Origin of the sequence: Halovibrio variabilis, from assembly GCF_007991175.1 — a bacterium.
Taxonomy (GTDB): domain Bacteria; phylum Pseudomonadota; class Gammaproteobacteria; order Pseudomonadales; family Halomonadaceae; genus Vreelandella; species Vreelandella variabilis.
Genome location: NZ_BJXV01000001.1, coordinates 344289 through 368435 on the forward strand (window position 1 = coordinate 344289; position 24147 = coordinate 368435).

Consider the following 24147-nt stretch of genomic DNA (forward strand, 5'->3'; position numbering starts at 1 on the left):
GATCCCTTAAAAACAAAAAGCGTTGAGGAGAATGTCATGTTAGAGGAGTGCGTCGGCGCCTATGTCTTCCTTGGCACTGATGCACTGAGTGGCTATGTTACTGGCCAAATCATTGAGGTTAACGGCGGGCAGCTAATGCCGTGTCGGCTGCCCACACTGCTTTACCGCTGAATAGGAGCGATTGATGTCTGACGCCCAGCAGGATTTCCGTGTTGCCCGCGATGACCTGGAGCGCTTTATGGCCGCGGTGCTCGCGGCGGCCGGTGCCGACGCTGCCTCGGTAGCGGCGGTTAACCGGGCCCTGGTGACCGCCTCGCGCATGGGCATCGACAGTCATTATGTCGACCCCGCGTAGGGTTGGGCATTTTTTCCTAGCCATGAAACCCGATGCGTTTGTAGACGAAGGTACCTTTGCGCGTGGGTTAGCGGACTATTTAGCCGACCTACGTTCCCAGCCAGCCGCCGAGGGAGCACAGGTAATGGCGCCAGGGGATAGGGAATGGCGCTGCCAGGCCAAACGCGATGCTGAAGGCATCCCACTTGATGCTGCCAATCAACAGGCCTATGCCGATATCGCTCGACAGTACCAAATAGCCCCGCTCACTCGGCTCGATTGAGGTCTGACTGAAGGCTTAGTTGAAGGCTGAGTTGAAGGATAATGGCGAAAAATGCAGTAAAATGGCGGCGAATTTCAGGTTAACCAGGGGTGACTGCCTATGAGCAGATACCGGATCGAGCGAAAAACGCTGTCCGAACAGGTCGCTGAACAGCTCGAGGCGGAAATTCTCGAGGGGCGGCTAAGTGAAAATGATCAACTGCCTTCAGAACGGGAGCTGATGGAGCAGTTTGGCGTGGGCAGACCCGCGGTACGTGAAGCGCTGTTTCACCTCCAGCAGCTGGGTTTAATTGCGATCAACAGCGGCACCCGTGCCAGGGTGATTCGTCCCACCGCCGAGGCGGTCATGGCCAGACTTTCCGGGGTCACCCGGCAACTGCTTTCCAAACCCGACGGCCAGCAGTACTTCCAGGAAGCGCGGGCCATGTTTGAAATATCGCTAGCCCGCTATGCCGCGCACAATGCCAGCGAGGAGGATTTGGGCAGGCTACGCGATGCGCTGGCCGATAATCGCGATGCGATTGGCGACGAAGCGCGTTTTAAGCGCTCCGATAACGCCTTTCACGGCGTGCTAGCCAGCATTGGCCGCAACCCGATCTTTGATGCCATTCACGTGGCGCTCTCCGAGTGGCTGGATGATCGTCGTGCACTGGTACTGCAGAAAAAAGATGAAGACATCGCCGCCACCGCTGCGCATAGCGAAATTATCGCGGCGATTGAATCCCGCGACCCGGATGCGGCCGAGGCCGCCATGCGGCGCCACCTCGACCGTCACTACGGCACTTATATGCAGCTTAAAAAGCGCCTCTCGGATGCCTCCTAAACAGTCCTAGCCCTCGCGTTTGCCGTCGACTAGCCGTGAAACGTTAAAAGGATTGTTGTCCTGCAACGCTTCAGGCAGTAGGCCCGCGGGTAGGTTCTGGTAGCAGACCGGGCGCAGGAAGCGATAAATCGCCGCGCTGCCCACCGAGGTGGTGCGTGAGTCTGACGTGGCGGGATACGGACCGCCGTGCACCATGGCGTGGCATACCTCGACGCCGGTAGGCCAGCCGTTAGCCAGAATACGTCCCGCCTTGCGCTCCAGCGTTGGCAGTAGCTGGCGGGCGCTTTCCAGGTCGCCGTCATCCATCTGCAGCGTAGCGGTTAGTTGGCCTTCCAAGTGCTCAGCAATACGCTGCATTTCATCGCTATCGCGACACTCGATCACCAGCGCTGTCGCGCCGAAGACTTCGCTTTGCAGGTCTTCATCGGTTAAGAAATCGCTAGCGCTAGCGACGAAAAGCCCTGGCTGGCAACCATGGGGGCTATCACCGGTTTGACCACGAGCGATCTCCTTGACGTTAGACTTGCTCGCCAGTGTTGATACGCCGTTTTGATAGGCGTCGTGAATGCCCGGCGTGAGCATGGTTTGGGCCGCGCTACCTTTAACGGCCTCGCCAGCCGCTGTCACAAACGCATCCAACTCGGCGCTTTTAATGCCAATCACCAGGCCCGGATTGGTACAGAACTGGCCCGCGCCCATGTTCAGCGATCCGACAAAGCCTTCTGCGATTTTGTCACCGCGTGCCTTGAGCGCTTCAGGCAGCAGGAACACCGGATTGATACTGCTCATCTCGGCGTAGACAGGAATGGGGTCCGGGCGAGCGTGGGCGGTGGCCATCAACGCTGTGCCGCCGCGACGTGAGCCCGTGAAGCCCACCGCTTTGATGTGCGGATTGGCGACCAATGCCTGGCCGATCTCATTGCCCGAGCCGAACAGTAGCGAAAATACCCCGTCAGGTAAGTCGCACTTGGCAACCGCGCGCTGAATGGCGCGTCCGACAAGCTCCGAGGTGCCGGGGTGCGCCGAGTGGCCCTTCACCACCACGGGGCAGCCTGCCGCTAATGCCGAGGCGGTATCACCCCCCGCGACGCTAAAGGCCAGCGGAAAGTTACTGGCGCCAAACACGGCGACCGGCCCTAACGCAATGTGGCGCTGGCGCAGATCAGTACGAGGTAGCGGCTGGCGTTCGGGCATTGCCGGGTCGTGGCGCAGGTCTAGCCATTCGCCCGCGCGTACTACCGAGGCGAACAGCCGCAGCTGACCGCAGGTACGCCCACGCTCACCTTCCAGGCGCGCCTGGGGCAGGCCGGTTTCGGCTACGCCGCGCTCGGTTAGCGCTTCACCAACGGCCTCTATTTCCTCGGCAATGGTTTCCAAAAAGCGGGCGCGGGTCTCCAGCGAAGTCTCGCGGTAGTGGTCAAACGCCGCTTCAGCAAGCTGGCAGGCTTTGTCCACCTCAACGTGGTTGCCGCCACGATAGTTCGGTGCCAGGGCTTCACCCGTGGCAGGGTTGATAGCATAAATCTCGGCTTCTGAGCCGGTGACGGCCTGTTGGCCGATTAGCAGTGAGCCTTGCAGTGTCATGATGGCCTCCCTTAAAGCGCGTTAACGTGCGTGGTTTCGAGTTCAGGTTGCACCTGTAGCGTATTGCGTAGTGGCCGACCAAAATCGCCAAGCGTGATTTCGAAGCGATCCCCTTCGCGTACCTTAATGCCGTCGGCGAAGCTTAAGGTGGCGGTACCGAAGAAGTGCACGTGGACATCGCCAGGACGACGAAAGCCCGGATATTTAAAGTGGTGGTATTCAAGGTTTGCGATGCTGTGGGCCATATTGGCTTCACCGGTCAGAAACGGCTTTTCCCACAGCGTTTGACCGTCGCGCACAATGCGGCTGGTGCCTTCTAAATGAGCGGGAAGGCTGCCGACCAGCAGTTCTGGGCCAACGCTGCACGCGCGTAGCTTGGAGTGCGCCAGCCATAGATAGTTGAAACGTTCGGTAACGTGATCGGAAAACTCGTTGCCGATGGCATAGCCGATCCGCCAAGGCGTGCCATCGGATGCGACAACATACAGCCCGGCCAGCTCGGGCTCTTCACCGGCATCCTCGGCGAAGGCGGGGCTGGGCATCTCTGCTTCCGGCGCGACGATGCAGTCACCATCGCCTTTATAGAACCACTCCGGCTGGGCGCCGACCGAGTCAGCGGCGGGTTTGCCGCCCTCGACACCGAGTTTGAACATGCGCATTGAATCCGTTAGCTCGGTCTCAGCGACTTGGGTTTTCGCGTGCATGGCTGAGCGGGTGTCGGCACTGCCTAAGTGGGTCAACCCGGTACCGGTTACCAGGCAGTGAGCAGGGTCGGGATGGGTAAGGGGTGGTAGCAAGCGGCGCTCATCAACCAGCTCTTGATAATCAATGAGCCTGTCTTCTAAGCGGGATGTAATGGCATCTTCAAGCGACTCCCCCGTGTTGATAGCCGCCTGAGCCAACGCGTAGGTGCCGCCGTCAATGGTAATGGGGCGAACTGCGTCGGCGCTTTCCACCAGGGCCACTCTCAGTCGGCGCTGGTCAAGGTACTGAATCAACCGCATCATGATCTCCTTGTTGTAGTGATAGTAAGGGTTGTCATTAATTGCCTCTCACGTCAGTGAGGTCAGGTAACCAAGTCACAATGCCGGGGAAGGCAATCAGGATGACCAGCACCACTAGCAAAGTAGCGTAGTAGGGCAGCATGGCCTTAACCAGCTGTTCCATAGAGACTTTGCCGACCCCGCAGCCGACATACAGGCAGGTGCCTACGGGCGGTGTCAAAAGACCGATGCCAAGAATAAACGCCATCAGCACGCCGAAGTAGACGGGGTCGACGCCTACTGAGGTGACAATGGGCGTTAGCATCGGTGCCATGATCACCATAGCGGGGGTCAGGTCCATCACAAACCCCACTAGCAGCAGTAAGCCCGCGACAATTAGCAGCAACAGGAAAGGATCTTGGGTGATCGCCTGGACTTGGGTAACCAGCGTCTGCGGCACCATATTAATGGTTAAAAACCACGCAATAACGGTCGCGAATGCCAGCAGTAGCAAGACCATGCCCGTCAAGCGGGCGGTGCGAATCAGCATGCCCCAGAGTGCCGTAATCTTGAATTCGCGGTAGACCACCAGCGAGATGAACAGCGAGTAAAGTAACGCCGCCACAGCGGCCTCGGTAGCAGTGAATATACCGCCAATAATGCCGCCGATGACGAGTACCGGCAGTACCAACGCCAGCCATGCCGCTTTGAACGCCTGCCATAAAACATCGAAACGGAATTTGCGCGTCTGCCCGGCGTGGCCGATGGTCGCCATGATGAAGGTTGTTGTCATTAAGCCAAAACCGATCAATATGCCCGGCACGATGCCCGCAATAAACAGCCGACTAATCGACGTTTCGGTCACAATGCCATAGAGAATCAGCGGAATAGAGGGCGGAATGATAATGCCGATCACCGACGAGACGGTGTTGATCGCCGTGGCTTGCGGGGCGGTGTAGCCCTGCTTGGTCATTGAGGGAATCATCATCGCGCCGGTCGCTGCGGTGTCGGCGACGGCAGAGCCGCTAATGCCGCCGAAGAACATTGAGCCGGTAATTGCTACCTGGCCGAGGCCGCCGCGCACAAAGCCGACCAGCGCTCCCGCAAGCTCCATCAGCCGGCGGGCGATGCCGCCGTTGCTCATCACCTCCCCGACCAGAATAAAGAACGGGATTGCCAGCAGCGGAAAGCTGTTAACGCCGCGAATCGACTGCTCAATCAATATCGAGAGCGGTATGTCAGAAAGTACCGCCATCACCACGGCGACGATGCCCAGGCCAAAGGCAATGGGCAGGCCTAGCGCTAGCGAAGCGAATAGAATGCCGAGAAAAATCCATAGCATGGTCTAGCGGCCTCCATCGGATGATGTCGTAACATCAGGCGAGCGTATCTGTTGAATACTTTGCCAAGCGCGCCAAATCGCCACCGCGCCGATAAAGATGGCGCAGAGCACGAGCGAGACGTTGACGAAGCTCCAGGGCACGTTGAGGATCGCAGTGCGACCGGAAGCGCGTGAAATCACCAAAAATCCTCCCCAGATGATGACCCCCATCAACCCGGTGATAATCAGGTGCTGGATCAGGTACAACGTATGGGCCGCACGCGGCTTTAGCCGCCGTACAAGGATATCCACGGCAATGTGTTCAAAACGGGCGAAGGCGGCAGCGGCACCGATAAAAATCAGCCAGATAAACAGCATGCGGGCCAGCTCATCGGCCCAGGGCACAGAATTATTAAGCAACGAGCGACCAATGACGTTGGCTGATACTGAGACGATCAGCGCCACCAGCAAGGCGGCGATAATGTGCTCCATGGCCAGCGTTAACCAACGAAATAGCGCAGGGCCCCGGCGCTCCTCAGTGTCGATCTCTAACGGTTTGCGCTGGGGATCGTCGAGAAATGCCGCGGTATCCGGAAGGGGGGTATTGGGAGTGTCCATAAGCGCTCCGAAGAGACGAATAAGATGGCAAGAGGCGCCTGCCTCTTGCCTGGTCTATTAATACGGCCTGTCGATGCAGCCTATTTAATAAAAGCGCGGCTACCGCAAGCCGCTTACTCTGCCATCGTCGATTCGACAATTTGCTGAATTTCAGCGACCAAATCTTCGCCAATGCGCGGGGCCCACTCGTCATAAACGGGCTGCACGGCTTCTTGGAAGGCGGCAATTTGGTCGTCATTAAGGCGGGTAATTTGCATACCGCGCTCTTCAAGCTGATTGCGTGCCCAGTCGTCGTATTCAGTGGCCAGCTGGATCTCGTAGGCGGCTGCCGCGCGGGCGGCTTCTTCCACGAGTTCCTGGTAGGCCGGATCAAGGCGATCCCAGGTACGTTCGGACATCATGATAATAAAGGGGGTATAAACGTGGCGTGTTTCGGAGCCGTAATCCTGCACTTCATGAAAATTGGAGGTCAGTATGGTGCTCCAAGGGTTTTCCTGGCCGTCGATAACCCCTTGCTCCATGGCCGAAAATACCTCGCCAAATGCCATCGGCGTTGGGTTGGCACCCAATGCTTCCCAGATGCTCAGCTGCACGGGGTTTTCCATGGTACGAATGGTCAGGCCGCCAACGTCTAATCCCGCCACATCCTCAGGCGACTCAACGGGTCGCACGCTATTGGTGAGTTGGCGGTAGCCGTTTTCATGATAGGCGAAGGCCTTAATACCGGTCCCGTCGAACTTGTCGAGCAGGTCCAGGGCAACATCGCTTTCTAGCACCGCCATGGCGGCTTCACGGGTAGGAAACAGGAACGGCAGGTCGAAAACGGCAAGCTCATCTACGTAGCTGGTCGCAGGCGAGGTAGAGGGAATGGTCATATCCAGGGTCCCCGTTTGTAGCATCTCCATCATTTGCGCATCGTCGCCCAGCTGACTGTTAGGAAATACATCAACCGTCAGCCGCCCTTCGGTGCGCTCGGAAAGGATGTCACCGAAATACTGAGTAGAGATATACAGCGGTGAGGACTCGGCTAAGCCAAGACCCACACGGATATTATGCGAACCAAGATCCTCGGTGATGACATCACCCTCGATCTCTGGTGGATCGGATAGATCAGGCGTTTGCGCGTAAACGGCCGTTGAGCTTAACAGTGTGGTGCCGGTCATTATCCCGGTCATTAACAGCGTATGCTTCCAACGATAATTCATAGTGATCGCTCTCCTGGCGTGCTGTAGATCGCTACGCTAAGGGTGTCTTCTCAGCGAACTACTCATTGAGCTACTCAGCGAACTACAGCAGGTCGTGTGTTGTTTTTGTATGTGTGCGGAACTGTCCTGTCGAGGAAAGTACCGCAATGCCCAGCTAAATGTCTAACGTTTCGGTCGTATGTTCAACATATACTTTTGTATGTGTCGACGTTGTCGAGAAGAAGGCGTACCGTTTTAGGACTGTCTTATGCGCAAAGCTCTATGCACAAAGCCCTATGCGCAATCAGTAGGCGATTAAAACGATAATGTTGGCGGCGTGGTTTTAGTGGTTGAGGCACGCCTTCTTTCCCTTGCATTTACTTTAGGCGTGGAGTGGCACCATGGCCAATTTTCAGCGAATAACTCCCGATCAGTTGCGTTCACGTTATTGGTTCGATAATCCTGATCACCCCGGTACGACGGCGCTATGCATTGAGCGCTACCTTAATTACGGCATCACCCTGGATGAACTAACCAGCGGTAAGCCGATTATCGGTATCTGCCAGTCAGGCTCTGATTTAACCCCGTGTAACCGCCACCATATTGAGCTGGTTAAACGGGTTAAAGACGGCATTCGCGCCGCGGGCGGCGTGCCGTTTGAATTCCCCATGCACCCTATTCACGAGAACGTACGCAGGCCCACCGCCGCACTGGACCGGAACCTGGCCTATTTGGGCATCGTGGAAGTGCTGCATGGCTACCCGTTAGACGGTGTGGTATTGACCACCGGCTGCGATAAAACCACCCCGGCGGCGCTGATGGCGGCGGCAACGGTGAATATTCCCGCTATCGTGCTGTCCGGGGGGCCGATGCTAAACGGCTGGCGCGGCGCTGAGCGAGTCGGCTCGGGCACGATTATCTGGGAGCTTCGTAAGCGCCTGGCGGCGGGGGATATCGACTACGCGGAGTTCCTCTCCCGTGCCAGTGATTCTGCGCCCTCAATTGGCCACTGCAACACCATGGGTACCGCTTCCACCATGAACTCCATGGCCGAAGTGCTGGGCATGAGCCTGCCGGGCTCGGCGGTGATTCCCGCACCCTATAAAGAGCGCGCGATGGTGGCCTACGACACCGGTACGCGGATCGTCGATATGGTCTGGGAGGATGTTAGGCCGCTGGATATTCTGACCCGTGAAGCGTTTGAGAACGCCATTGTGGCCTGCTCGGCGCTGGGCGGCTCCTCTAACGCGCCGGTACACATCAACGCCATTGCCCGCCATTCGGGCATTGAAATCGATAACGATGACTGGCAGCGCCTGGGTCATGAGATTCCGCTACTGGCCAACGTCATGCCCGCTGGGGCCTTCCTGTGTGAAGAGTTCTACCGCGCCGGGGGCGTGCCGGCGATCCTCCATGAGTTACAAACGGCGGGTAAGCTGCATAGCGATGCGTTGACGGTGAATGGACGCTCCATAGGCGATAACCTGCAAGGCCGTGAAACCCAGGATGCCGATGTGATTTGCCGCTATAACGATCCACTGGTGAACCACGCGGGCTTCCTCAATCTCAAGGGCAATCTATTCGATTCGGCGTTGATGAAAACCAGCGTGATCTCTCGGGACTTCCGCGAGCGCTTTCTGAACGATCCTGACGACCCGGAAGCGTTTGAAGGCAAGGTGGTGGTGTTTGATGGCTCGGAGGATTACCACGCGCGTATTGATGACCCGACGTTGAACATTGATGCACGCACCATCCTGGTAATGCGCGGAGCGGGCCCGGTAGGGCACCCCGGCGGTGCCGAAGTGGTCAATATGCAGCCACCGGAGGCGTTGATCAAACAGGGGATCGAATCGCTGCCGTGCCTGGGAGATGGCCGCCAATCGGGCACCTCCGGCTCGCCGTCGATTCTCAATGCATCGCCTGAAGCAGCGACGGGCGGCGGCTTGGCGCTGCTGGAGAGCGGCGACCGGCTGCGGGTCGATCTCAAACGGGGCGAGGTGAAACTACTGATTGATACCAGTGAGTTGGAGGCGCGTCGTGAGCGCTTGGCCCAGCAGGGTGGCTACCGCTACCCAGGCCACCAGACGCCCTGGCAGGAGATTCAGCGCACGATGGTTGAGCCGCTGGATCGTGGCATGACCTTGGAGCCCGCTACCAAGTACCGCGATGTGGCTCGCCAGCATCCGCCCAGGGACAATCACTAAGGACAGTCATTAAGGACAGCCTTTAAGAACAATCATTATAAAGGATAATCACTGATATGTCGGCGTTTGCATCCCTCTCGCATCGCCAGCAGGGCCTGCTGTTGACCGGTGGCGGCGCGCTGACCATGGCGCCGGATGCCTTGCTGATCAAGGTCGCCGACCTGCCCGATGCGGAAATCCTCATGTGGCGCGGTTTTCTCTCTGCGCTTGGTTTCCTGCTGATTGCCCTGCTGCGCTATGGCCGTGGCACCCTGGCGGCCTACCGGCGCTGTGGCTGGACAGGCATCGCCGTGGCGCTGCTGTTCAGTCTGACGACCTGCGGTTTTGTGCTGGGCAACCAGTACACCAAGGCGGGCAACGTGTTGATGATCCTGGCCAGCTCGCCGCTTATCGCCGCCGGGCTTTCCTGGGTAATACTTAAAGAGCGTTTGCCCAGGCGAACCTGGCTGGCGATTTGTTTCTGCATGGTGGGTATCGCCATGATAGCCCTCGATGACGCAGGCGCAGGCTCCTGGGTAGGCAACGGTTTTGCCTTAATGGCGGCGACGACCCTGGCGATTAACTTTACCCTGTGTCGCACCCGACCGGGGGTCGATATGAGCCCGATGCTGGTGTTCAACGGCCTTATTGTCGGCAGCGTCGCCGGGCTGTTTTGGCTGTCGGGGAGCGAGCCTTCCTTCCCAGCCGTCAACCAGCTTGCCGTGGTGATCCTACTCTGCCTGATCATTGTGCCCTGCGGTGTGACGCTGCTGCAGCGCGGGCCGCTGTACCTGCCGTCCGCTGAAGTAGGTTTGCTGATACTGCTGGAGGTCGTCGTTGGCACGCTGCTGGCCTGGTGGATACTCGGCGAGCAGCCCGCGCCGATGGCATTGGTCGGCGGCACCCTCGTCTTGGGTACGCTATTTGCCAAAGGACTCTATGAACGACGGTTGGAGCTCAGGCAGCGTGCCGTTACGGGCGCGGCGCTGCAGCACCCAGATGAGCGTGTGAAGACACTATGATGCCCCTTGGGTTTCGAGGTCGCTGTCGTCGAACTGATAGAGAAGTATGTCAATTTCTTGACTTAGTTGGCGGTTACGTTTGCGTCGAAAATGGTTATATCAAGTCGCTAGGCCCGTGAATCACATTAGCCAGTACTTGTGCGGCGGCGCCGCGGGCAGCAATGAACGTGGAGTCCTCAATGACGCGCAGGGGAACCTGGCGATGCGTACCAAGAAGGCGGTCCTGATGGGCTTTGAAATAGGCCAGAGCAGGGTCGAGAAGGGGAGCGCCAAGTTGGACCAGTGATCCGCCGAGAACGATTTCGGAGGGGTTCTGAGTGTGGTGGAGGTTGAGTAGCAAGGTGCCCAGCGCTTCACCTGCGCGGCGAAGTGTCAGCTGAACCTGCTCCTCATGCAGGCGTGGCAGTACGGCTTCGATAAGATTCTCTTCTTCGGCAATGCTGAGTGCTGCGCGGATAGACCAGCCGCTGACCAGCGTCTCGGCACAGCCGCGATTGCCGCAATGGCAGTAGAGCCCTCCAGGCTGCAATACCGTATGGCCGATCTCGCCAGCTAGCCCATGGAGACCGCGTGATATGAGCGGCGGATGGCTGCCCTCGACCATGCCACTGCCGATGCCGGTCCCGGCGCTGACATAGACCAGGGAGTCGGGAATCTGTCCCGTTCGGAAATAGATTTCGCCAAAGGCAGCTGATTTTGCTTCGTTATCCATCATCCAAATCCCGGTCATCTGGGGCAGAAGGGGGGATAATAATTTGAGGAAATTAATGTCGCGCCAGCCGAGATTAGGGGCGAGACGCAGTATGGGCGTGCCCGGGTCGATAGGGCCGGGCAGGGCGACGCCGATACCTAGGCAGTAACGTCCTGCTAGCGCAGACGATGCCATCAATTTGTGCAGCAGTTCAGCGAGCAGTTCGGCGGTCACTTCGGGTGTGGTCGGCACCAGGTGTTGATGATGTGAAGCCAGTAATTCCCCCGATAGCGAACAAGCAACCAGGCGTAGCCCATGTACACCGACCTCTGCGCCGAGCATGGCGTAGTGCTGATCATTCAGATACAGCGAGCGGCCCGGCCGACCGCCGTTGCTTTTTTGTAGTTCGCCTTCGCACAGCCATCCCTGCTTGAGCAGTGATTGCACGCCACCACCGACAGTCGCCTTGGTTAATTGAGCGTGAGTGGCAATATCGGCCCTCGTCAGCCCTGGCGTCCTGCGTATCAGCTCAAGAATGGCGCTGCGGTTGAGTCGTTTGAGGAAATGGAGATCGCCCGCCTTGTTCTGCTGATGATAGCTGGTTGGCATAGATGAATGGGGCCCTGAAGTCTGCACACCGGAGCGCAGTGGATTGATAGCTTGCCATGCACCCATAAAGCCTCTCAGCGAAGAGGACTGCCATGGCGGCCGGCACGAGCAAAAAAAACTTGGTTCCAAGCTTAAACGAATACCGCTCTATCGACTATGTCTGCGCGAGTCACAACAGGGTGTTACGCCAACGGCAATTGCGTCATTTTAAGCAATAAGTTTAAAGGTTGAACTAATGTCGCATTGCGGCTTCCCCACAGGAGTGTCCATTCTTACTTAGTAAATAGATAAAACTAAGTGGAGAGAGCATGAACAACGACGCGGCGGGTTACCCCAGCCTCGAACAGCAAGTGGTCTTCATTACCGGAGGGGGTAGTGGCATTGGGGCCGCTCTGACGCGAGCTTTTCATCTGCAGGGAGCTACGGTTGCGTTCGTCGATATCGATGATGCTGCCAGCAAAGCACTGGTGGAGACGCTGAAGGAGGAGACGGGACGGATGCCGCACTATCGGCATTGCGACATTCGCGATGTCGAAGACCTGCAGGCGGCGATTGCCGAGGTGGGGCGTGATTTAGGGGCGATACACACCCTGATCAATAACGCTGCCAACGACGACCGCCATACCTGGGAAGAGGTCGATGTTGCCTATTGGGATGAACGCATGGCCATCAATCTGAGGCCGATGTTCTTTGCCGCCCAGGCCGCGGCCCATCAGATGATCAAGGCCGGCGGGGGCTCAATCATCAATTTCGGTTCGATCAGCGTGAGAATGGCTATTGGCGACCTTTCCGCCTACATGACAGCGAAGGCGGCAGCACATGGCTTGACGCGCAGCCTGGCGCGGGATCTGGGTAAGCATAATATTCGTGTTAATACGCTGGTGCCCGGCTCGATCATGACCGAGCGCCAGTTGGAGAAGTGGATCGGTCCCGACGAGGAAGCTTCGATACAGGCACATCAATGCCTAAAGATACGCCTGGTCCCGGAACACGTGGCGCCGTTGGCACTGTTCCTGGCCAGCCAGCAAAGCCTGGCAATTTCCGGGCAGGAAATTGCCGTCGATGGCGGCTGGGGGTAACCGCCCACGCAAGGCAGTTAGCAGATATATAATAAGAGAGATGCGCCATGCTCTTACAATACAACAAGGAGTGCGCCATGAAACATTACATTAGCCACGCATACACACCAGCCTGCAAACGTGGATTAACGGCGGCCGTTGCCATTGCGGCAGCGCTGAGTTCCAGCATCGCCGCTGCGGATACCACCGTGAGCGTGCTGAGAGTCGAGATCAGCGATGTCGAGAAGCAGTATTACGACGATATCGTCGCCGAGTACGAGTCTCAGCATCCCGACGTCACTGTCGAGTTTGAGTACATCGCCAACGAGGCGTACAAAACGCGCCTGCCGACGCTACTGCAGTCCAGCCAGCGGCCCGATATCTTTTACAGCTGGGGTGGCGAGGGGCTGCGCGACCAGGTCGAGGCTGGCTTCGTGCGTGACCTTACCGAGGCGATGCAGGACGGCTGGCAGGACATCTACCCCGAATCAGCGGTGCGTGCCTTCACCCTTGATGAGCGTGTCTATGGCGCGCCGCTCTACGCCACCGTCGTCGGTTTTTGGGCCAACACCGCTCTGACCGAGCAGGCGGGCGTCGACATTGAAGCCATCGACACCTGGGAGGAGCTGGAGCAGGCGGTGATCGCTCTGCGTGAGAACGGCATTACGCCTGCCGTGGTGGGCGGCCAGGACGGTTGGCCGCTGCACTTCTACTGGGGTTACCTGGTGACGCGGCTGGCTGGCGGTGAGGGCATCGAAGCGGCCAAACAGGGCGAAAATGGCGGCTTTGAAGGCGAACCTTTCGTACGGGCCGGCGAGCTGTTGCAGTCTTTCGTTGAACTCGATCCCTTCCAGTCGGGCTTCATGGCTACCTCCTACGAGCGAGCCAGCGGCATGTTCGGCGACGGCGAAGCGGCCCTGCACCTGATGGGCGACTGGGACTATATCCCCTCTAAAGAGCGCTCCATGAGCGGGGAGGGCGTGCCGGACGAAGACCTTGAGTTTATTCGTTTCCCTCGTGTTGAAGGTGGTGCTGGGAATGACGACAGTTTCGGGGGGATGAACGGCTTTGCCGTCACGCGTGACGCCTCTGATGAAGCGGTGGACTTCCTGCGCTTCCTGCTCAACGAAGAGAATCAGCGCGAGGCCGCGCGGCTGGGTATCTTCGTGCCGGTGGCTGAAGGCTCCGAAGCAGAACTTACAACTCCTTACGCACGCAAAGTGGCAGAGATTCTCAACGCATCTAACTTCCATCAGGTGTTCCTTGACCAAGCGCTAGGTACGTCAGTGGGTGCTACGGTCAACGACATTAGCGGTGATCTGGCTCAGGACGCGATTACCCCCGAGGAGGCAGCCGCCCAGGTTGAAGAGGCCTGGATGTTCCGCTGAAGCCCTGACCCGCGCATGCCCGGTGCAGCGCTTTCGCTGCGCCGGATACTGACCCCTGAATGGAAGACGTCATGAGTACTCTGACCCGACCCGACGTGCAAAGGAGAAGCAACGCCGATCGCTTACGGCAATGGTTGGCCAGCGGCAAATTTACCGCTGTGCTGATCCTTTTGCCGCCAGCGCTGATTCTCTTCTCGCTGTTTGTCATCCTGCCGCTCGCCGATGCTGTCTACTATAGCGGTTTCTCATGGAACGGCTACGGTGCGCCTACCGACTTTGTCGGCACCCAGAACTACGAGCGACTGCTCGATCATTCGGTGTTCCATACCGCGCTGGGAAACACTGCCAAACTGATCCTCGTCTCGTTGATCATCCAGATGCCGCTGGCCCTGGGGCTGGCGCTGATGGTGTATCGCAAGACACCGACCAATACGCTATTTCGGCTGGTGTTTTTCCTGCCCTACATTCTCGCCGAGGTGGCCGCCGGGTTGATCTGGAGCTTTGTCTTCGACGGTGACTACGGCATCACCGCCATGATGTTCCAATCTCTGGGCCAGGAGTCGGTCTATGTGCTGGCCGATCGCCAGTGGGCCTTCCCGGCGATCATGACGGTGATCGTTTGGAAGTACTTTGGCTTCCACATGATGATCTATATTGCAGCGCTGCAGAGCGTGCCCAAAGATCTTATCGAGGCGGCCAAACTGGAAGGTGCCAAGCCGCGTCAGGTGGCACTGTTCGTGCAGGTCCCACTGATCAAGCACGCTATCGTGGTGAGCGGCTTCTTCGCCATCATCGGCTCGCTGCAAATCTTCGACATCATTATTCCGTTGACCAACGGCGGGCCGTCTAACTCGACCCATACCATCGTTACCTACTTGTATACCTTCGGTCTATCGCGGCTGAATATTGGCTTCGGTAGCGCCGCTGCCGTGGTGCTGTTTGTGCTCGCTATCGGCATTGCCATGTTCTACCAGCGGGCCACGAAGCAAGGGGAGCGCACATGACGACGACTACCCGAAACACGCTGCGTGTGATCGTACTGATCCTGGTCGCCAGTCTGGTTATCGGTCCGTTGCTCGCCTCCTTCTTCGGAGGTTTCAAGAGCAACGCCGAGTTGCGTACAAATCCGTTGTGGCTGCCGGCAAGCTGGAACCTGGAAAACTATATCGAGATCTTTCTCGATGGCAGCTTCTGGCGCTACATGGGTAACTCGTTCCTGATCTCGTCGATGACGGTGTTACTGACCCTGGTGGTGGGGGCTGCAGCGGCCTATGTGTTCTCGCAAATCCGCTTTTTCGGCTCGAAGATGATCCTCTCCTACCTGCTGCTGGGGCTGATGTTTCCCTTTGCGGCGGCGATCCTGCCGCTGTTTATCAAGGTGCGAGACCTGGGGCTGCTGGACACCTACTGGGCGGTCATCCTGCCGCAGACCGCCTTCGGTTTATCGCTGGCGATCCTGCTGTTCAAGGCGTTTTTCGACCAACTGCCTAAAGAGCTGTTCGAGGCCGCCTATGTCGATGGCTGCAGCTATTTGCGCTTTTTCTGGTCGTTCACCCTGCCGCTGTCAACGCCGATACTCGCTACCGTCGGTGTGTTCGTCTTCGTACAGAGCTGGAACAACTTCCTGCTGCCGTTGGTAGTGCTCAATGACCGCGACATCTATACCTGGCCACTCGGCATGATGCAGTTCCAGGGTGAGTATCTGACCCAGTGGAACATGATTCTGGCCTTCGTGACGCTGACCATCTTGCCGGCGGTGATTTTCTTCCTCGCCGCCCAGAAATACATTGTGGCCGGTCTTACCGGCGGCTCCGTCAAGGGATGAGGAACTACCGATGACCGACACCATCCGCAACCCGATACTCCCTGGTTTCAACCCCGACCCCTCGATCTGCCGGGTCGGCGAGGAGTACTACATTGCTAGCTCGACCTTCGAGTGGTATCCCGGCGTGCAGATCCACCGTTCCCGGGATCTGGCTAATTGGCAACTGGCCACTCGGCCGCTGGCCCGGGCCACCCAGTTGGATATGCGCGGCAACCCGGACTCCTGCGGTATCTGGGCGCCGTGCCTAACCCACGCTGATGGCCTGTTCTGGCTGATCTACACTGATATGAAGCGCTACGAGGGCAACTTCAAGGACGGCCACAACTACCTGGTCACCGCGCCTTCCATCGAGGGCCCCTGGAGCGACCCGGTGTATCTCAACGCCAGCGGCTTTGATCCCTCGCTATTCCACGACGAGGACGGCCGCAAGTGGCTGGTCAACCTCAAGTGGGACTATCGCCAACAGGAAGGTGGTGACCGCTTTGGCGGTATTCTGCTGCAGGAGTACGACGTCGAGCGCAAACGCCTCGTCGGGCCGATCCATAACGTTTTTACTGGCACCTGGATGAAGCTCACTGAGGGGCCACACCTTTACTGTCGTGACGGTTGGTACCACCTGCTGGTGGCCGAGGGCGGCACCGGCTACGACCACGCCGTGACCATGGCGCGCGCTCGCGAGATCACCGGCCCCTATGCAGTTCACCCCGACAACCCGGTGCTGACCACCCGCAATAATGCGGAGAACCCACTGCAGCGTGCCGGCCACGCTGACTTGGTCGATACGCCTGACGGCGAAACCTTCATGGTGCACCTGTGTAGCAGGCCGCTGCCCGGTACGCGCCGCTCGCCGTTGGGGCGTGAGACGGCGATCCAGCGGGCCGTATGGGGCGAGGATGGCTGGCTGCGACTGGCTCACGGCGGCAATACACCGGCTCTGGAGGTTTCCATGCCCGGCGTGGCGCAGCGTGCCCCGGCGGGCGAAGAAGTCTATGAGTTCAAGCCCGGCACACTGCCAGCGGACTTTCAGTGGCTGCGCACACCCTATCCCGAGCGGCTGTTCTCACTGAGCGAGCGGCCAGGCTTCCTGCGCCTTTATGGCCGCGAGTCGGTGGGCGCCTGGTTCGAGCAGGCGCTGGTGGCACGGCGCCAGGACAGTTGGATCTGCAGCGCCGATACCGAGCTCGAGTTCGAGCCGGACGAGATCCAACAGTTTGCCGGGCTGATCGCCTACTACAACCGCTTCAAGTTTCACTACCTCGCCGTGACCTTGAACGACAGCGGCGACAAGGTACTCAGCGTGATGAGCTGCCACGACGAGTGGCCCAGCGGGCGGCTCGATTTCGCCGCTAGCGGCGCTGTGGTGCTCGCTCCCGATCAACCGGTGCGTCTTGGCCTTGATATTCGCGAGCATGAACTGCAGTTCCGCTTCGCCCAGGGTGACGCGGATTGGCGGTCGGTCGGCCCGGTACTGGACGCTGGACTGCTATCGGACGAGGGCAGCGGTCGTGCGCATGGCTACTTCACCGGCAACTTCCTGGGTATGGCGGCCCACGACATCAGCGGGCGAGCGACGTCAGCGGATTTCGCTGAGTTTTGCTACCGGCGCCATATCCACTGAACCCAATTATCTGCGCATCAATAGCTACAACAAGCGCAAAAACGAGAGCACGCTATGGCTGAAGTGACACTGGTCGACATCGAAAAGACCTTCCCAGGCAATACCACGGTAATCCACAACCTCAACCTGCACGTCGAGGAGGGTTCCTTCACCGTACTGGTGGGGCCTTCTGGCTGTGGCAAGTCGACCCTACTGCGCATGATCGCCGGGTTGGAAACGGTGACGCGTGGTGCGATCTCCATCGGGGGAAACGACGTCACCACCGCTGAACCCAGCGATCGCAACATCGCCATGGTTTTCCAATCCTATGCGCTCTATCCGCATATGACGGTGGCGCGCAACATCGACTTCGGCATGCGCCTGGCCAAGGTGCCTGTTCAGGAGCGTAAGGACAAGGTGGCCGACGCGGCGCGCCTGCTCAACCTCGAGGATTTGCTCGAGCGCAAGCCTGCCGAGCTTTCCGGCGGGCAACGTCAGCGTGTCGCCATTGGCCGCGCCATCGTGCGTAATCCTGGCGTCTTTCTGTTCGACGAGCCGCTGTCCAATCTTGACGCGGCGCTGCGCAATCGCATGCGCGTGGAACTTGCCGAACTGCACCAGCGCCTCGCCGCGACCATGGTCTATGTCACTCATGATCAGGTCGAGGCGATGACCCTGGCCGACTGCATCGTGGTGATGAATGCCGGTCGCATTGAGCAGATGGGAACACCCATGGCGCTCTATCACCATCCCGAGACGCTGTTCGTGGCCGGCTTCATCGGCTCACCCAAGATGAACCTGATCGGGGGCGAGGTGGCCAAGGAGTACGGCGCCGCGACGATCGGCATACGCCCCGAGCATCTCGATGTGAGCCACGATGCAGGGGAGTGGCAGTGTCGGGTGCGGGTGGTGGAAATGCTTGGTGCCGATGCTTTCGCCTATGTCGACTGCGATGCCATTGGCCCGCTGACCGTGCGCCTGCCCGGCGATGCTGAGTTACGCAGTGGCGATACGCTCTACCTGACCCCGCGCCATGACCTGCTGCACGCCTTCGATGCTGATGGGGTGCGCCTGCCGAACGAGACGCTGGAATGGCCTCGGGCCAGCATGGCCTAAGCGGCACGCCATGTGTTTAGTCAATCCAGTTATATTTTTATCATTTTTTGTATAGCTGCCCTCGGCACCTTTTGTGCCGTGGTATCGGTGTTCTTTGTACTGCGTTTCGTCAATGAAAAGCGCGGCAAGGAGCTCGAAGCGATGGCTTACGAATGAGGGGATCAATCGCTCCAGCAACGCCACCGCTTCTCGGCCCTGAACGGAACCCATTTTTATGTATTGGAGTAAGTCGATATGACAGTTCTCTATAAAGATACAATGGCACCGCTTGATGAGCGGGTGCGCGACTTGTTAGCGCGCATGACACGGCAGGAAAAGCTGGCCCAGATCCATGCCCTATGGCTGCTGCTGGACCCCGAGGGGCAGCATCGACTGCGCGAAGATGGCTTTGCCGGAACGTCGAGCGAGGGCTGGCAGAGCCGCCTCGCCAACGGCCTTGGCCAGATCACTCGGCCCTTGGGCTCCCACGGGGTTGAGCCGCGACAGGGCGTCCAAGCGCTGAATGCCCTGCAGCGCTACCTGGTAGAGAACACCCGCCTCGGTATTCCGGCATTGCCCCATGAGGAGTGCCTAGTCGGGGTGATGTGTCGCGGCAGCACGCTGTTTCCGGGGCCGCTCAACCATGGGGCGACGTGGCAGCCTGAACTGGTGGAGGCCGTCGCCAGCGCCATCGGCAAGGAAGCCAGGAGCATCGGCTGTCGACAAGGATTGGCCCCGGTGCTGGACGTCTCGCGGGACGTGCGCTGGGGGCGTACTGAGGAGACCTTCGGTGAGGATCCCTACCTGGTCGGCGTCATGGGGACGCGCTATGTCCGCGGTCTGCAGGGCGAGGCGCGCGATATGCTGGCGACCCTGAAGCATTATGTCGGCCACTCGTTCAGCGAAGGGGCACGCAATCATGCACCGGTGCGTGTGGGCGAGTGCGAGCTTAACGATATCTTCCTGCTGCCGTTCGAGATGGCGATCAAGCAGGCTAACGCCGGCAGCGTCATGCCCGCCTACCATGATATCGATGGCCAGCCCGCTCATAGCGATCACCGGTTGCTGACACAGCTGCTGCGTCAGCAGTGGGGCTTCGATGGGCTGATCGTGGCGGACTATATCGGCGTGAGCCTGCTCTATCAGCATCACGGCACCGCTCGCGACGCCAAGGACGCCGCCGGTCAGGCCTTTGCCGCGGGGCTCGATGTCGAGCTTCCCGGGGATGACTGCGTCGGCAAGCTTGACGCCGAGGATCGCGAGGCTCTGCCCGATGCGACGCTGGACGCCATTGTTGCCCGGGTGCTGACCGAGAAGTTCCGGGTGGGACTCTTCGAGCGGCCCTATAGTGACGAAGACGCGGTCGACTTTCAGCGGCCGGAAACCCTTGAACTGGCGCGGCAGCTGGCCCGCCAGTCGCTGGTACTGCTGGAGAACGATGGTGTGCTGCCCCTGGAGGAGGAGCGCTATGGCAAGATCGCGGTGATTGGCCCAACAGCTGCCGACCCTTTGGCGCATCTCAGCGGTTACAGCTTCCCCGTCCACTCGCTGCATGAGGACACCCAGGAGAGCGCAGAGCAGGTTGTCACCCCGTTGCAGGCGCTGCAGCAGCGCTATGCCGGCAGGATCTCCTATGCCAAGGGGTGCGATATTCTCGCCTCGCCGCGATCCGGTGGCGCGGTATTCCCAGGGGACGTCGAGGATAGCGCTTCGCTGCAGATCGACTCCCCGATTAGCGAGGATCGCTCGGGCATCGAGGAGGCCGTGGTCTGCGCCACCCAGGCCGACATCGCCCTGGTCTTCCTGGGCGACCTGCCTGGCCTGTTCCAGAGCGGCACTGTGGGCGAAGGCTCAGACACGGATACCTTGGAGCTGCCCGGTGTGCAGCAGATGCTGCTCGCGGCGGTGGTCGCTAGTGGCACGCCCGTCGTGGTCATTCTCTCCGGCGGCAGGCCTTACTCCCTGGGTGGCCTGGAGGATAAGGTGGCCGCGCTGCTGTTCTCCTTTAGCGGTGGCCAGGAGATCGGCAATGCCCTGGTGGATGTTCTCAGCGGTGAGGTGAGCCCGTCGGGGCGGCTACCCATTTCGGTGCCCAAGAGCGCTGGGGCCATGCCCTATTTCTACAACCACAAGTTCAAGAGTAGCGGAACGCCGATCTCTCGCAGCTTCGGAGCCCGTTATCCCTTCGGCTATGGCCTTGGCTATAGCCGCTTTGCCTACCGCGAACTGAAAATCGAGACCCCAGAGGTGGCCATCACCGGCGAGATATCGATTGAGGTGACCATCGAGAATATCGGTCATCGCGATGGCGAGGAGGTGGTCCAGCTCTATGTACACGACCGCCTGGCCAAGCGAGTACGACCGGTCAAGGAGTTGAAGGCGTTCCGCAAGGTGGTGGTACCCGCTGGGGCCATCGCCACTGTGCGCTTTACGGTCCCGGTGGATATGCTCAACTACACGGACCGCCCCTGGGAGCGCATCGTCGAGCCGGGGGAGTTTGATATTGCGGTGGGCCCCTCCAGCAACGATCTGCCGCTCAAGGGCTGCATCAAGGTGGTGGGGGACGAGAGTCGCGTCCTGCCGACAACATGGAAAATGGAAAGCACCTCCACGGCTACCTTGTAGTTGGCGTGGTATTACCCCCTGGCGGTGATAAAACCACCCTGTGGTGCTTATCGCCAGCGGCGGTAGTCGCTAGCCCCGTGGGCTACTGTCGATGCTCGATAGGAGCAAGTACGTTATGATGAGTTTGAATCGAAACAGGGTCTCATCGCATTGACATCATCTCTCAGCAAACCCGTCGTTCGCCCTAGCGTCGCCGAATATCTCGCCGAAGAGATATTCGGTGGTCACTATCACCCCGGTGACTTTGTGCCGCGTGAAGTGGACCTGTGCGAGCGTTTCGGTATTAACCGTTCAGCGGTGCGTAGCGACCTGCGTCAACTGGTCGATGTCGGCATTATCGAGCGAATCTCTGGTCATGGCTCCAAGGTGCGTGAGTACTCGGAGTGGCATATTCTCGACGCCCAGGTGACCGACTGGTTGACCCGCTACGCCGCACCTAACCCGGATATTCAGCGTGAAATCCTCGCTTTCCGCCTGGATGTCGAGCCCTACGTGGCGATGACCGCCGCCAAGCGCGCCAAAGCACGTGATCTGGTGGCCATTGAAGAAGCCTTCGAAGGGCTAGGGCAGAATTTGCGCAATGCCACCTGTGAAGAGGAGCGACGGCTGCATAGCGAGTGCGATTTTGCCTTTCATGAAGCCATCTTCAAGGCGACCCATAATATCGTTTGGGCGCAGCTATCACATATTCTGCGCCCTTCGATTTATATGCTGATCTCCATGTCCAATGAGAGCGCGGCTGACCCGGAAGAAAGCCTTGAACGTCACCGTAGGCTGATGGAAAGTATCCGCCTGCGCCGTCCCAAAGAAGCTTTCTTGGCCGCCCAGGCGGTGCTGGCGGGTACGGCAGAGGCGTTAGGGCTTGAGCACAGTGCCAGTTCACTAGGGCGCAGTGTTGAGCTGCCACACACCGCCTCCTGAGCTTTTTTAATAGCCAATAATAAAGGTAAGCGTATGTCTGACTTCAACCTCGGCTTGGTAGGCGTGGGCAAAATCGTCCGCGACCAGCACCTCCCAGCAATCGCTGCCACCCCAAGCTGCCATCTGGTAGCCACTGCGGACCCTTACGCCTCGCTGCCGGATCTTCCTGCCTATCAAGGATTGGAGGCGATGCTGGATGCTCATCCTGACATTACCGCCGTCTCAATCTGCACGCCGACACACTTGCGCTACGCCCAAGCGCGGGCAGCGCTGATGCGTGGCAAGCACGTGCTGCTTGAAAAGCCGCCAGGGGCAACGTTAAGCGAAGTGGAGGACTTGATTGCCGTCGCTTCTCACCAGGGCGTTAGCCTGTTTGCCGCCTGGCACTCGCGGTTTGCCCCTGGCGTGGCCAGGGCTCAGCAGTGGTTAGCCCAGCGGCAGGTGCAGCGGGTGGAAATCGAGTGGAAGGAGGACGTGCGGGTGTGGCATCCCGGCCAGGCGTGGATCTGGCAGCCGGGTGGCATGGGCGTTTTTGATCCCGGCATCAATGCGCTTTCCATTGCGACTGAAATCCTGCCTCAGCCATTCTTTCTGCAACAGGCGCAGCTGCTGGTGCCGAGTAACGCGCAAACCCCGATTGCCGCCGAGCTTACGTTCACCGATCCGCAAGGCGCGTCGATTGAGGCAGCGTTCGACTTTCGTCAGAGCGGCCCGCCCACCTGGGATATGCATATCGACAGCGACGGCAGCCGTCTGAGTCTGACGCATGGCGGCTGCCGCCTGATGATTGATGACGAACTGATTATTGACGCCGAAGAGCGGGAGTATCAAGGCCTTTACGCGCGCTTTGCCGAGCTGATTGCCAGCAAACGTAGCGAGGTGGACATAGCCCCGCTGCGCCAGGTCGCCGATGCGTTTCTATACGGTCATCGTGAGGCTACCGAGGCGTTTATTGAGTAACGCCGGTGTCTCACTGGTCACCCTGGGCGATGAGTTCGCGCAGGGTGCTCATGAACGCGGCGGCCCCAGGCGAAAGCCGCTGGTGGCGTAAGCTCACCAGTCCATAGGGCTGCACACTAAGCGTTTCGCTGAAGGGCAACAGGTGAAAGCGCTGCGGGTTGCAGAGCAGGTTGGCGGCTTCACGCGTGGTCACCGTGATGGTGTCAGATTTATCCACCAACGCCAGCGACACCAGCAGATCGGCAGTATCAATTATCTGGCGGGGCGGTGCGACCTGATGGTGCAGGAACAGGCTATCCACTCGCTGGCGCATCAGCGCGCCGGCGGGCTGCAACGACCAGGGATAGACCGCCATATCCGCCAAGCTTAGCGACGCTTTATCCGCTAACGGGTGCCCCTCGCGACAGACAAAACACAGCTCCTCCTCGCCAATCTCCTCAAACACGAAGCGCTCTGCATCAACGCCTGCCGGTATTCGGGTAATGGCGAAATCCAGCTCGCCTTCGAGCAGGCGCGGTACCAGCACTTTGCTAACCGCCACCTCCACGCTGATTTTTAGTCCCGGCCGGTCGCGGTGCACCCGCTCTATCGCGCTGGTAATAAGCGTCACCGCCGGTGCCATCACCGTGCCAATTGTCACCGTTCCTGCATTACCCTCACGCAGTGCATTCAACTCCTCGCCGGTGTGGTGTAACGCCGAGAGCATGCTATGGGCATGGCGAATCATGATTTCGCCGTACCAGTTCGGCGTTAGCCCCCGCGGATGGCGATCAAAGAGCCGAATCCCCAGGTTAGCTTCCAAATCGCTGAGCAGTTTTGAGGCGGCGGGCTGACTCATATTGAGTTGCTCGGCGGCCCGGTGCAGATTACGTTGCTCGTCCAAGGCTAAAAATAGCTGAAAATGGCGCAACTTTAGTCGCACGTCTAAAAACCAGTTTTCGTCAAGAACGCCCATGGGATAGGCCTTGCGTTGTCATTGATAACTAAAAGCATATCGAAGCTAGTACGTTCGTATATTGGTTGGTTATGACGGAAGTGTCTACT

22 protein-coding genes are annotated in these 24147 nt (G+C 59.0%); 15 read left to right on the top strand and 7 right to left on the bottom strand.

The window, feature by feature from the left end:
• Positions 1–36 precede the first annotated feature (36 nt).
• From HVA01_RS17735 to nanR, 4 genes are all read left to right on the top strand, one after another.
• On the top strand, positions 37–171 hold the full coding sequence (locus HVA01_RS17735) for a hypothetical protein (protein ID WP_281288454.1): 135 nt from the start codon (positions 37–39) through the stop codon (positions 169–171).
• 13 nt (positions 172–184) lie between these two features.
• On the top strand, positions 185–355 hold the full coding sequence (locus HVA01_RS17360) for a hypothetical protein (RefSeq protein WP_170243452.1): 171 nt from the start codon (positions 185–187) through the stop codon (positions 353–355).
• Positions 339–617 (top strand): Ldh family oxidoreductase, encoded by a 279-nt coding sequence (locus HVA01_RS01490; RefSeq protein ID WP_246129378.1) that lies wholly within the window; start codon positions 339–341, stop codon positions 615–617. Before HVA01_RS17360 ends, HVA01_RS01490 begins: the two co-directional genes overlap by 17 nt.
• A gap of 99 nt (positions 618–716) precedes the next feature.
• The gene (nanR, locus tag HVA01_RS01495) at positions 717–1439 is read left to right on the top strand and encodes a transcriptional regulator NanR (RefSeq protein WP_146872751.1); all 723 of its coding nucleotides are present in this window, start codon (positions 717–719) and stop codon (positions 1437–1439) included.
• Positions 1440–1445: 6 nt separating this feature from the next.
• Here the strand turns inward: nanR and HVA01_RS01500 are convergent, their stop codons facing one another.
• The 5 genes from HVA01_RS01500 to HVA01_RS01520 all read right to left on the bottom strand — a co-directional run bounded on the left by HVA01_RS01500 (position 1446) and on the right by HVA01_RS01520 (position 7150).
• On the bottom strand, positions 1446–3023 hold the full coding sequence (locus tag HVA01_RS01500) for an aldehyde dehydrogenase (NADP(+)) (protein WP_146872752.1): 1578 nt from the start codon (positions 3021–3023) through the stop codon (positions 1446–1448).
• 11 nt (positions 3024–3034) lie between these two features.
• Entirely contained in the window at positions 3035–4027 is a 993-nt protein-coding gene (gene araD1 / locus HVA01_RS01505) for an AraD1 family protein (protein WP_146872753.1), read from the bottom strand.
• A 37-nt stretch (positions 4028–4064) separates the two neighbouring features.
• Complete coding sequence (locus HVA01_RS01510; RefSeq protein WP_146872755.1) at positions 4065–5348, bottom strand: TRAP transporter large permease; 1284 nt, start codon at positions 5346–5348, stop codon at positions 4065–4067.
• 3 nt (positions 5349–5351) lie between these two features.
• The gene (locus tag HVA01_RS01515) at positions 5352–5945 is read right to left on the bottom strand and encodes a TRAP transporter small permease (RefSeq protein ID WP_146872757.1); all 594 of its coding nucleotides are present in this window, start codon (positions 5943–5945) and stop codon (positions 5352–5354) included.
• 113 nt (positions 5946–6058) lie between these two features.
• Entirely contained in the window at positions 6059–7150 is a 1092-nt protein-coding gene (locus HVA01_RS01520; RefSeq protein WP_146872759.1) for a TRAP transporter substrate-binding protein, read from the bottom strand.
• A gap of 380 nt (positions 7151–7530) precedes the next feature.
• Here HVA01_RS01520 and HVA01_RS01525 point away from each other — a divergent pair, with 380 nt between their 5' ends.
• Positions 7531–9333, top strand: coding sequence for an IlvD/Edd family dehydratase (locus HVA01_RS01525; protein WP_146872761.1), 1803 nt, complete (start codon positions 7531–7533; stop codon positions 9331–9333).
• Between the two features lie 56 nt (positions 9334–9389).
• Complete coding sequence (locus HVA01_RS01530; protein WP_146872762.1) at positions 9390–10334, top strand: DMT family transporter; 945 nt, start codon at positions 9390–9392, stop codon at positions 10332–10334.
• A gap of 94 nt (positions 10335–10428) precedes the next feature.
• Here the strand turns inward: HVA01_RS01530 and HVA01_RS01535 are convergent, their stop codons facing one another.
• On the bottom strand, positions 10429–11634 hold the full coding sequence (locus HVA01_RS01535) for an ROK family transcriptional regulator (RefSeq protein WP_146872763.1): 1206 nt from the start codon (positions 11632–11634) through the stop codon (positions 10429–10431).
• A 308-nt stretch (positions 11635–11942) separates the two neighbouring features.
• Here HVA01_RS01535 and HVA01_RS01540 point away from each other — a divergent pair, with 308 nt between their 5' ends.
• From HVA01_RS01540 to HVA01_RS01580, 9 genes are all read left to right on the top strand, one after another.
• Positions 11943–12713 carry an SDR family NAD(P)-dependent oxidoreductase gene (locus HVA01_RS01540; protein ID WP_146872764.1) on the top strand — a complete coding sequence of 257 codons (771 nt, stop codon included), beginning with the start codon at positions 11943–11945 and terminating at the stop codon, positions 12711–12713.
• A 77-nt stretch (positions 12714–12790) separates the two neighbouring features.
• Positions 12791–14080 (top strand): ABC transporter substrate-binding protein, encoded by a 1290-nt coding sequence (locus HVA01_RS01545; RefSeq protein WP_146872765.1) that lies wholly within the window; start codon positions 12791–12793, stop codon positions 14078–14080.
• Positions 14081–14151: 71 nt separating this feature from the next.
• On the top strand, positions 14152–15084 hold the full coding sequence (locus HVA01_RS01550; protein ID WP_146872766.1) for a carbohydrate ABC transporter permease: 933 nt from the start codon (positions 14152–14154) through the stop codon (positions 15082–15084).
• Positions 15081–15905, top strand: a complete 825-nt coding sequence (locus tag HVA01_RS01555; RefSeq protein ID WP_146872767.1) for a carbohydrate ABC transporter permease — start codon at positions 15081–15083, stop codon at positions 15903–15905. Before HVA01_RS01550 ends, HVA01_RS01555 begins: the two co-directional genes overlap by 4 nt.
• A 10-nt stretch (positions 15906–15915) precedes the next feature.
• Positions 15916–17523 (top strand): glycoside hydrolase family 43 protein, encoded by a 1608-nt coding sequence (locus tag HVA01_RS01560; RefSeq protein ID WP_146872768.1) that lies wholly within the window; start codon positions 15916–15918, stop codon positions 17521–17523.
• Between the two features lie 54 nt (positions 17524–17577).
• Positions 17578–18618, top strand: coding sequence for an ABC transporter ATP-binding protein (locus tag HVA01_RS01565; RefSeq protein WP_146872769.1), 1041 nt, complete (start codon positions 17578–17580; stop codon positions 18616–18618).
• A 234-nt stretch (positions 18619–18852) separates the two neighbouring features.
• Complete coding sequence (locus HVA01_RS01570; protein WP_146872770.1) at positions 18853–21222, top strand: glycoside hydrolase family 3 N-terminal domain-containing protein; 2370 nt, start codon at positions 18853–18855, stop codon at positions 21220–21222.
• A 150-nt stretch (positions 21223–21372) separates the two neighbouring features.
• The gene (locus tag HVA01_RS01575; RefSeq protein WP_146872771.1) at positions 21373–22143 is read left to right on the top strand and encodes a FadR/GntR family transcriptional regulator; all 771 of its coding nucleotides are present in this window, start codon (positions 21373–21375) and stop codon (positions 22141–22143) included.
• A 33-nt stretch (positions 22144–22176) separates the two neighbouring features.
• Positions 22177–23103, top strand: a complete 927-nt coding sequence (locus HVA01_RS01580) for a Gfo/Idh/MocA family protein (RefSeq protein ID WP_146872772.1) — start codon at positions 22177–22179, stop codon at positions 23101–23103.
• Positions 23104–23113: 10 nt separating this feature from the next.
• Here the strand turns inward: HVA01_RS01580 and HVA01_RS01585 are convergent, their stop codons facing one another.
• A complete protein-coding gene (locus HVA01_RS01585) occupies positions 23114–24058 on the bottom strand; it encodes a LysR substrate-binding domain-containing protein (protein ID WP_146872773.1) in 945 nt (314 codons plus the stop codon).
• Positions 24059–24147 lie beyond the last annotated feature (89 nt).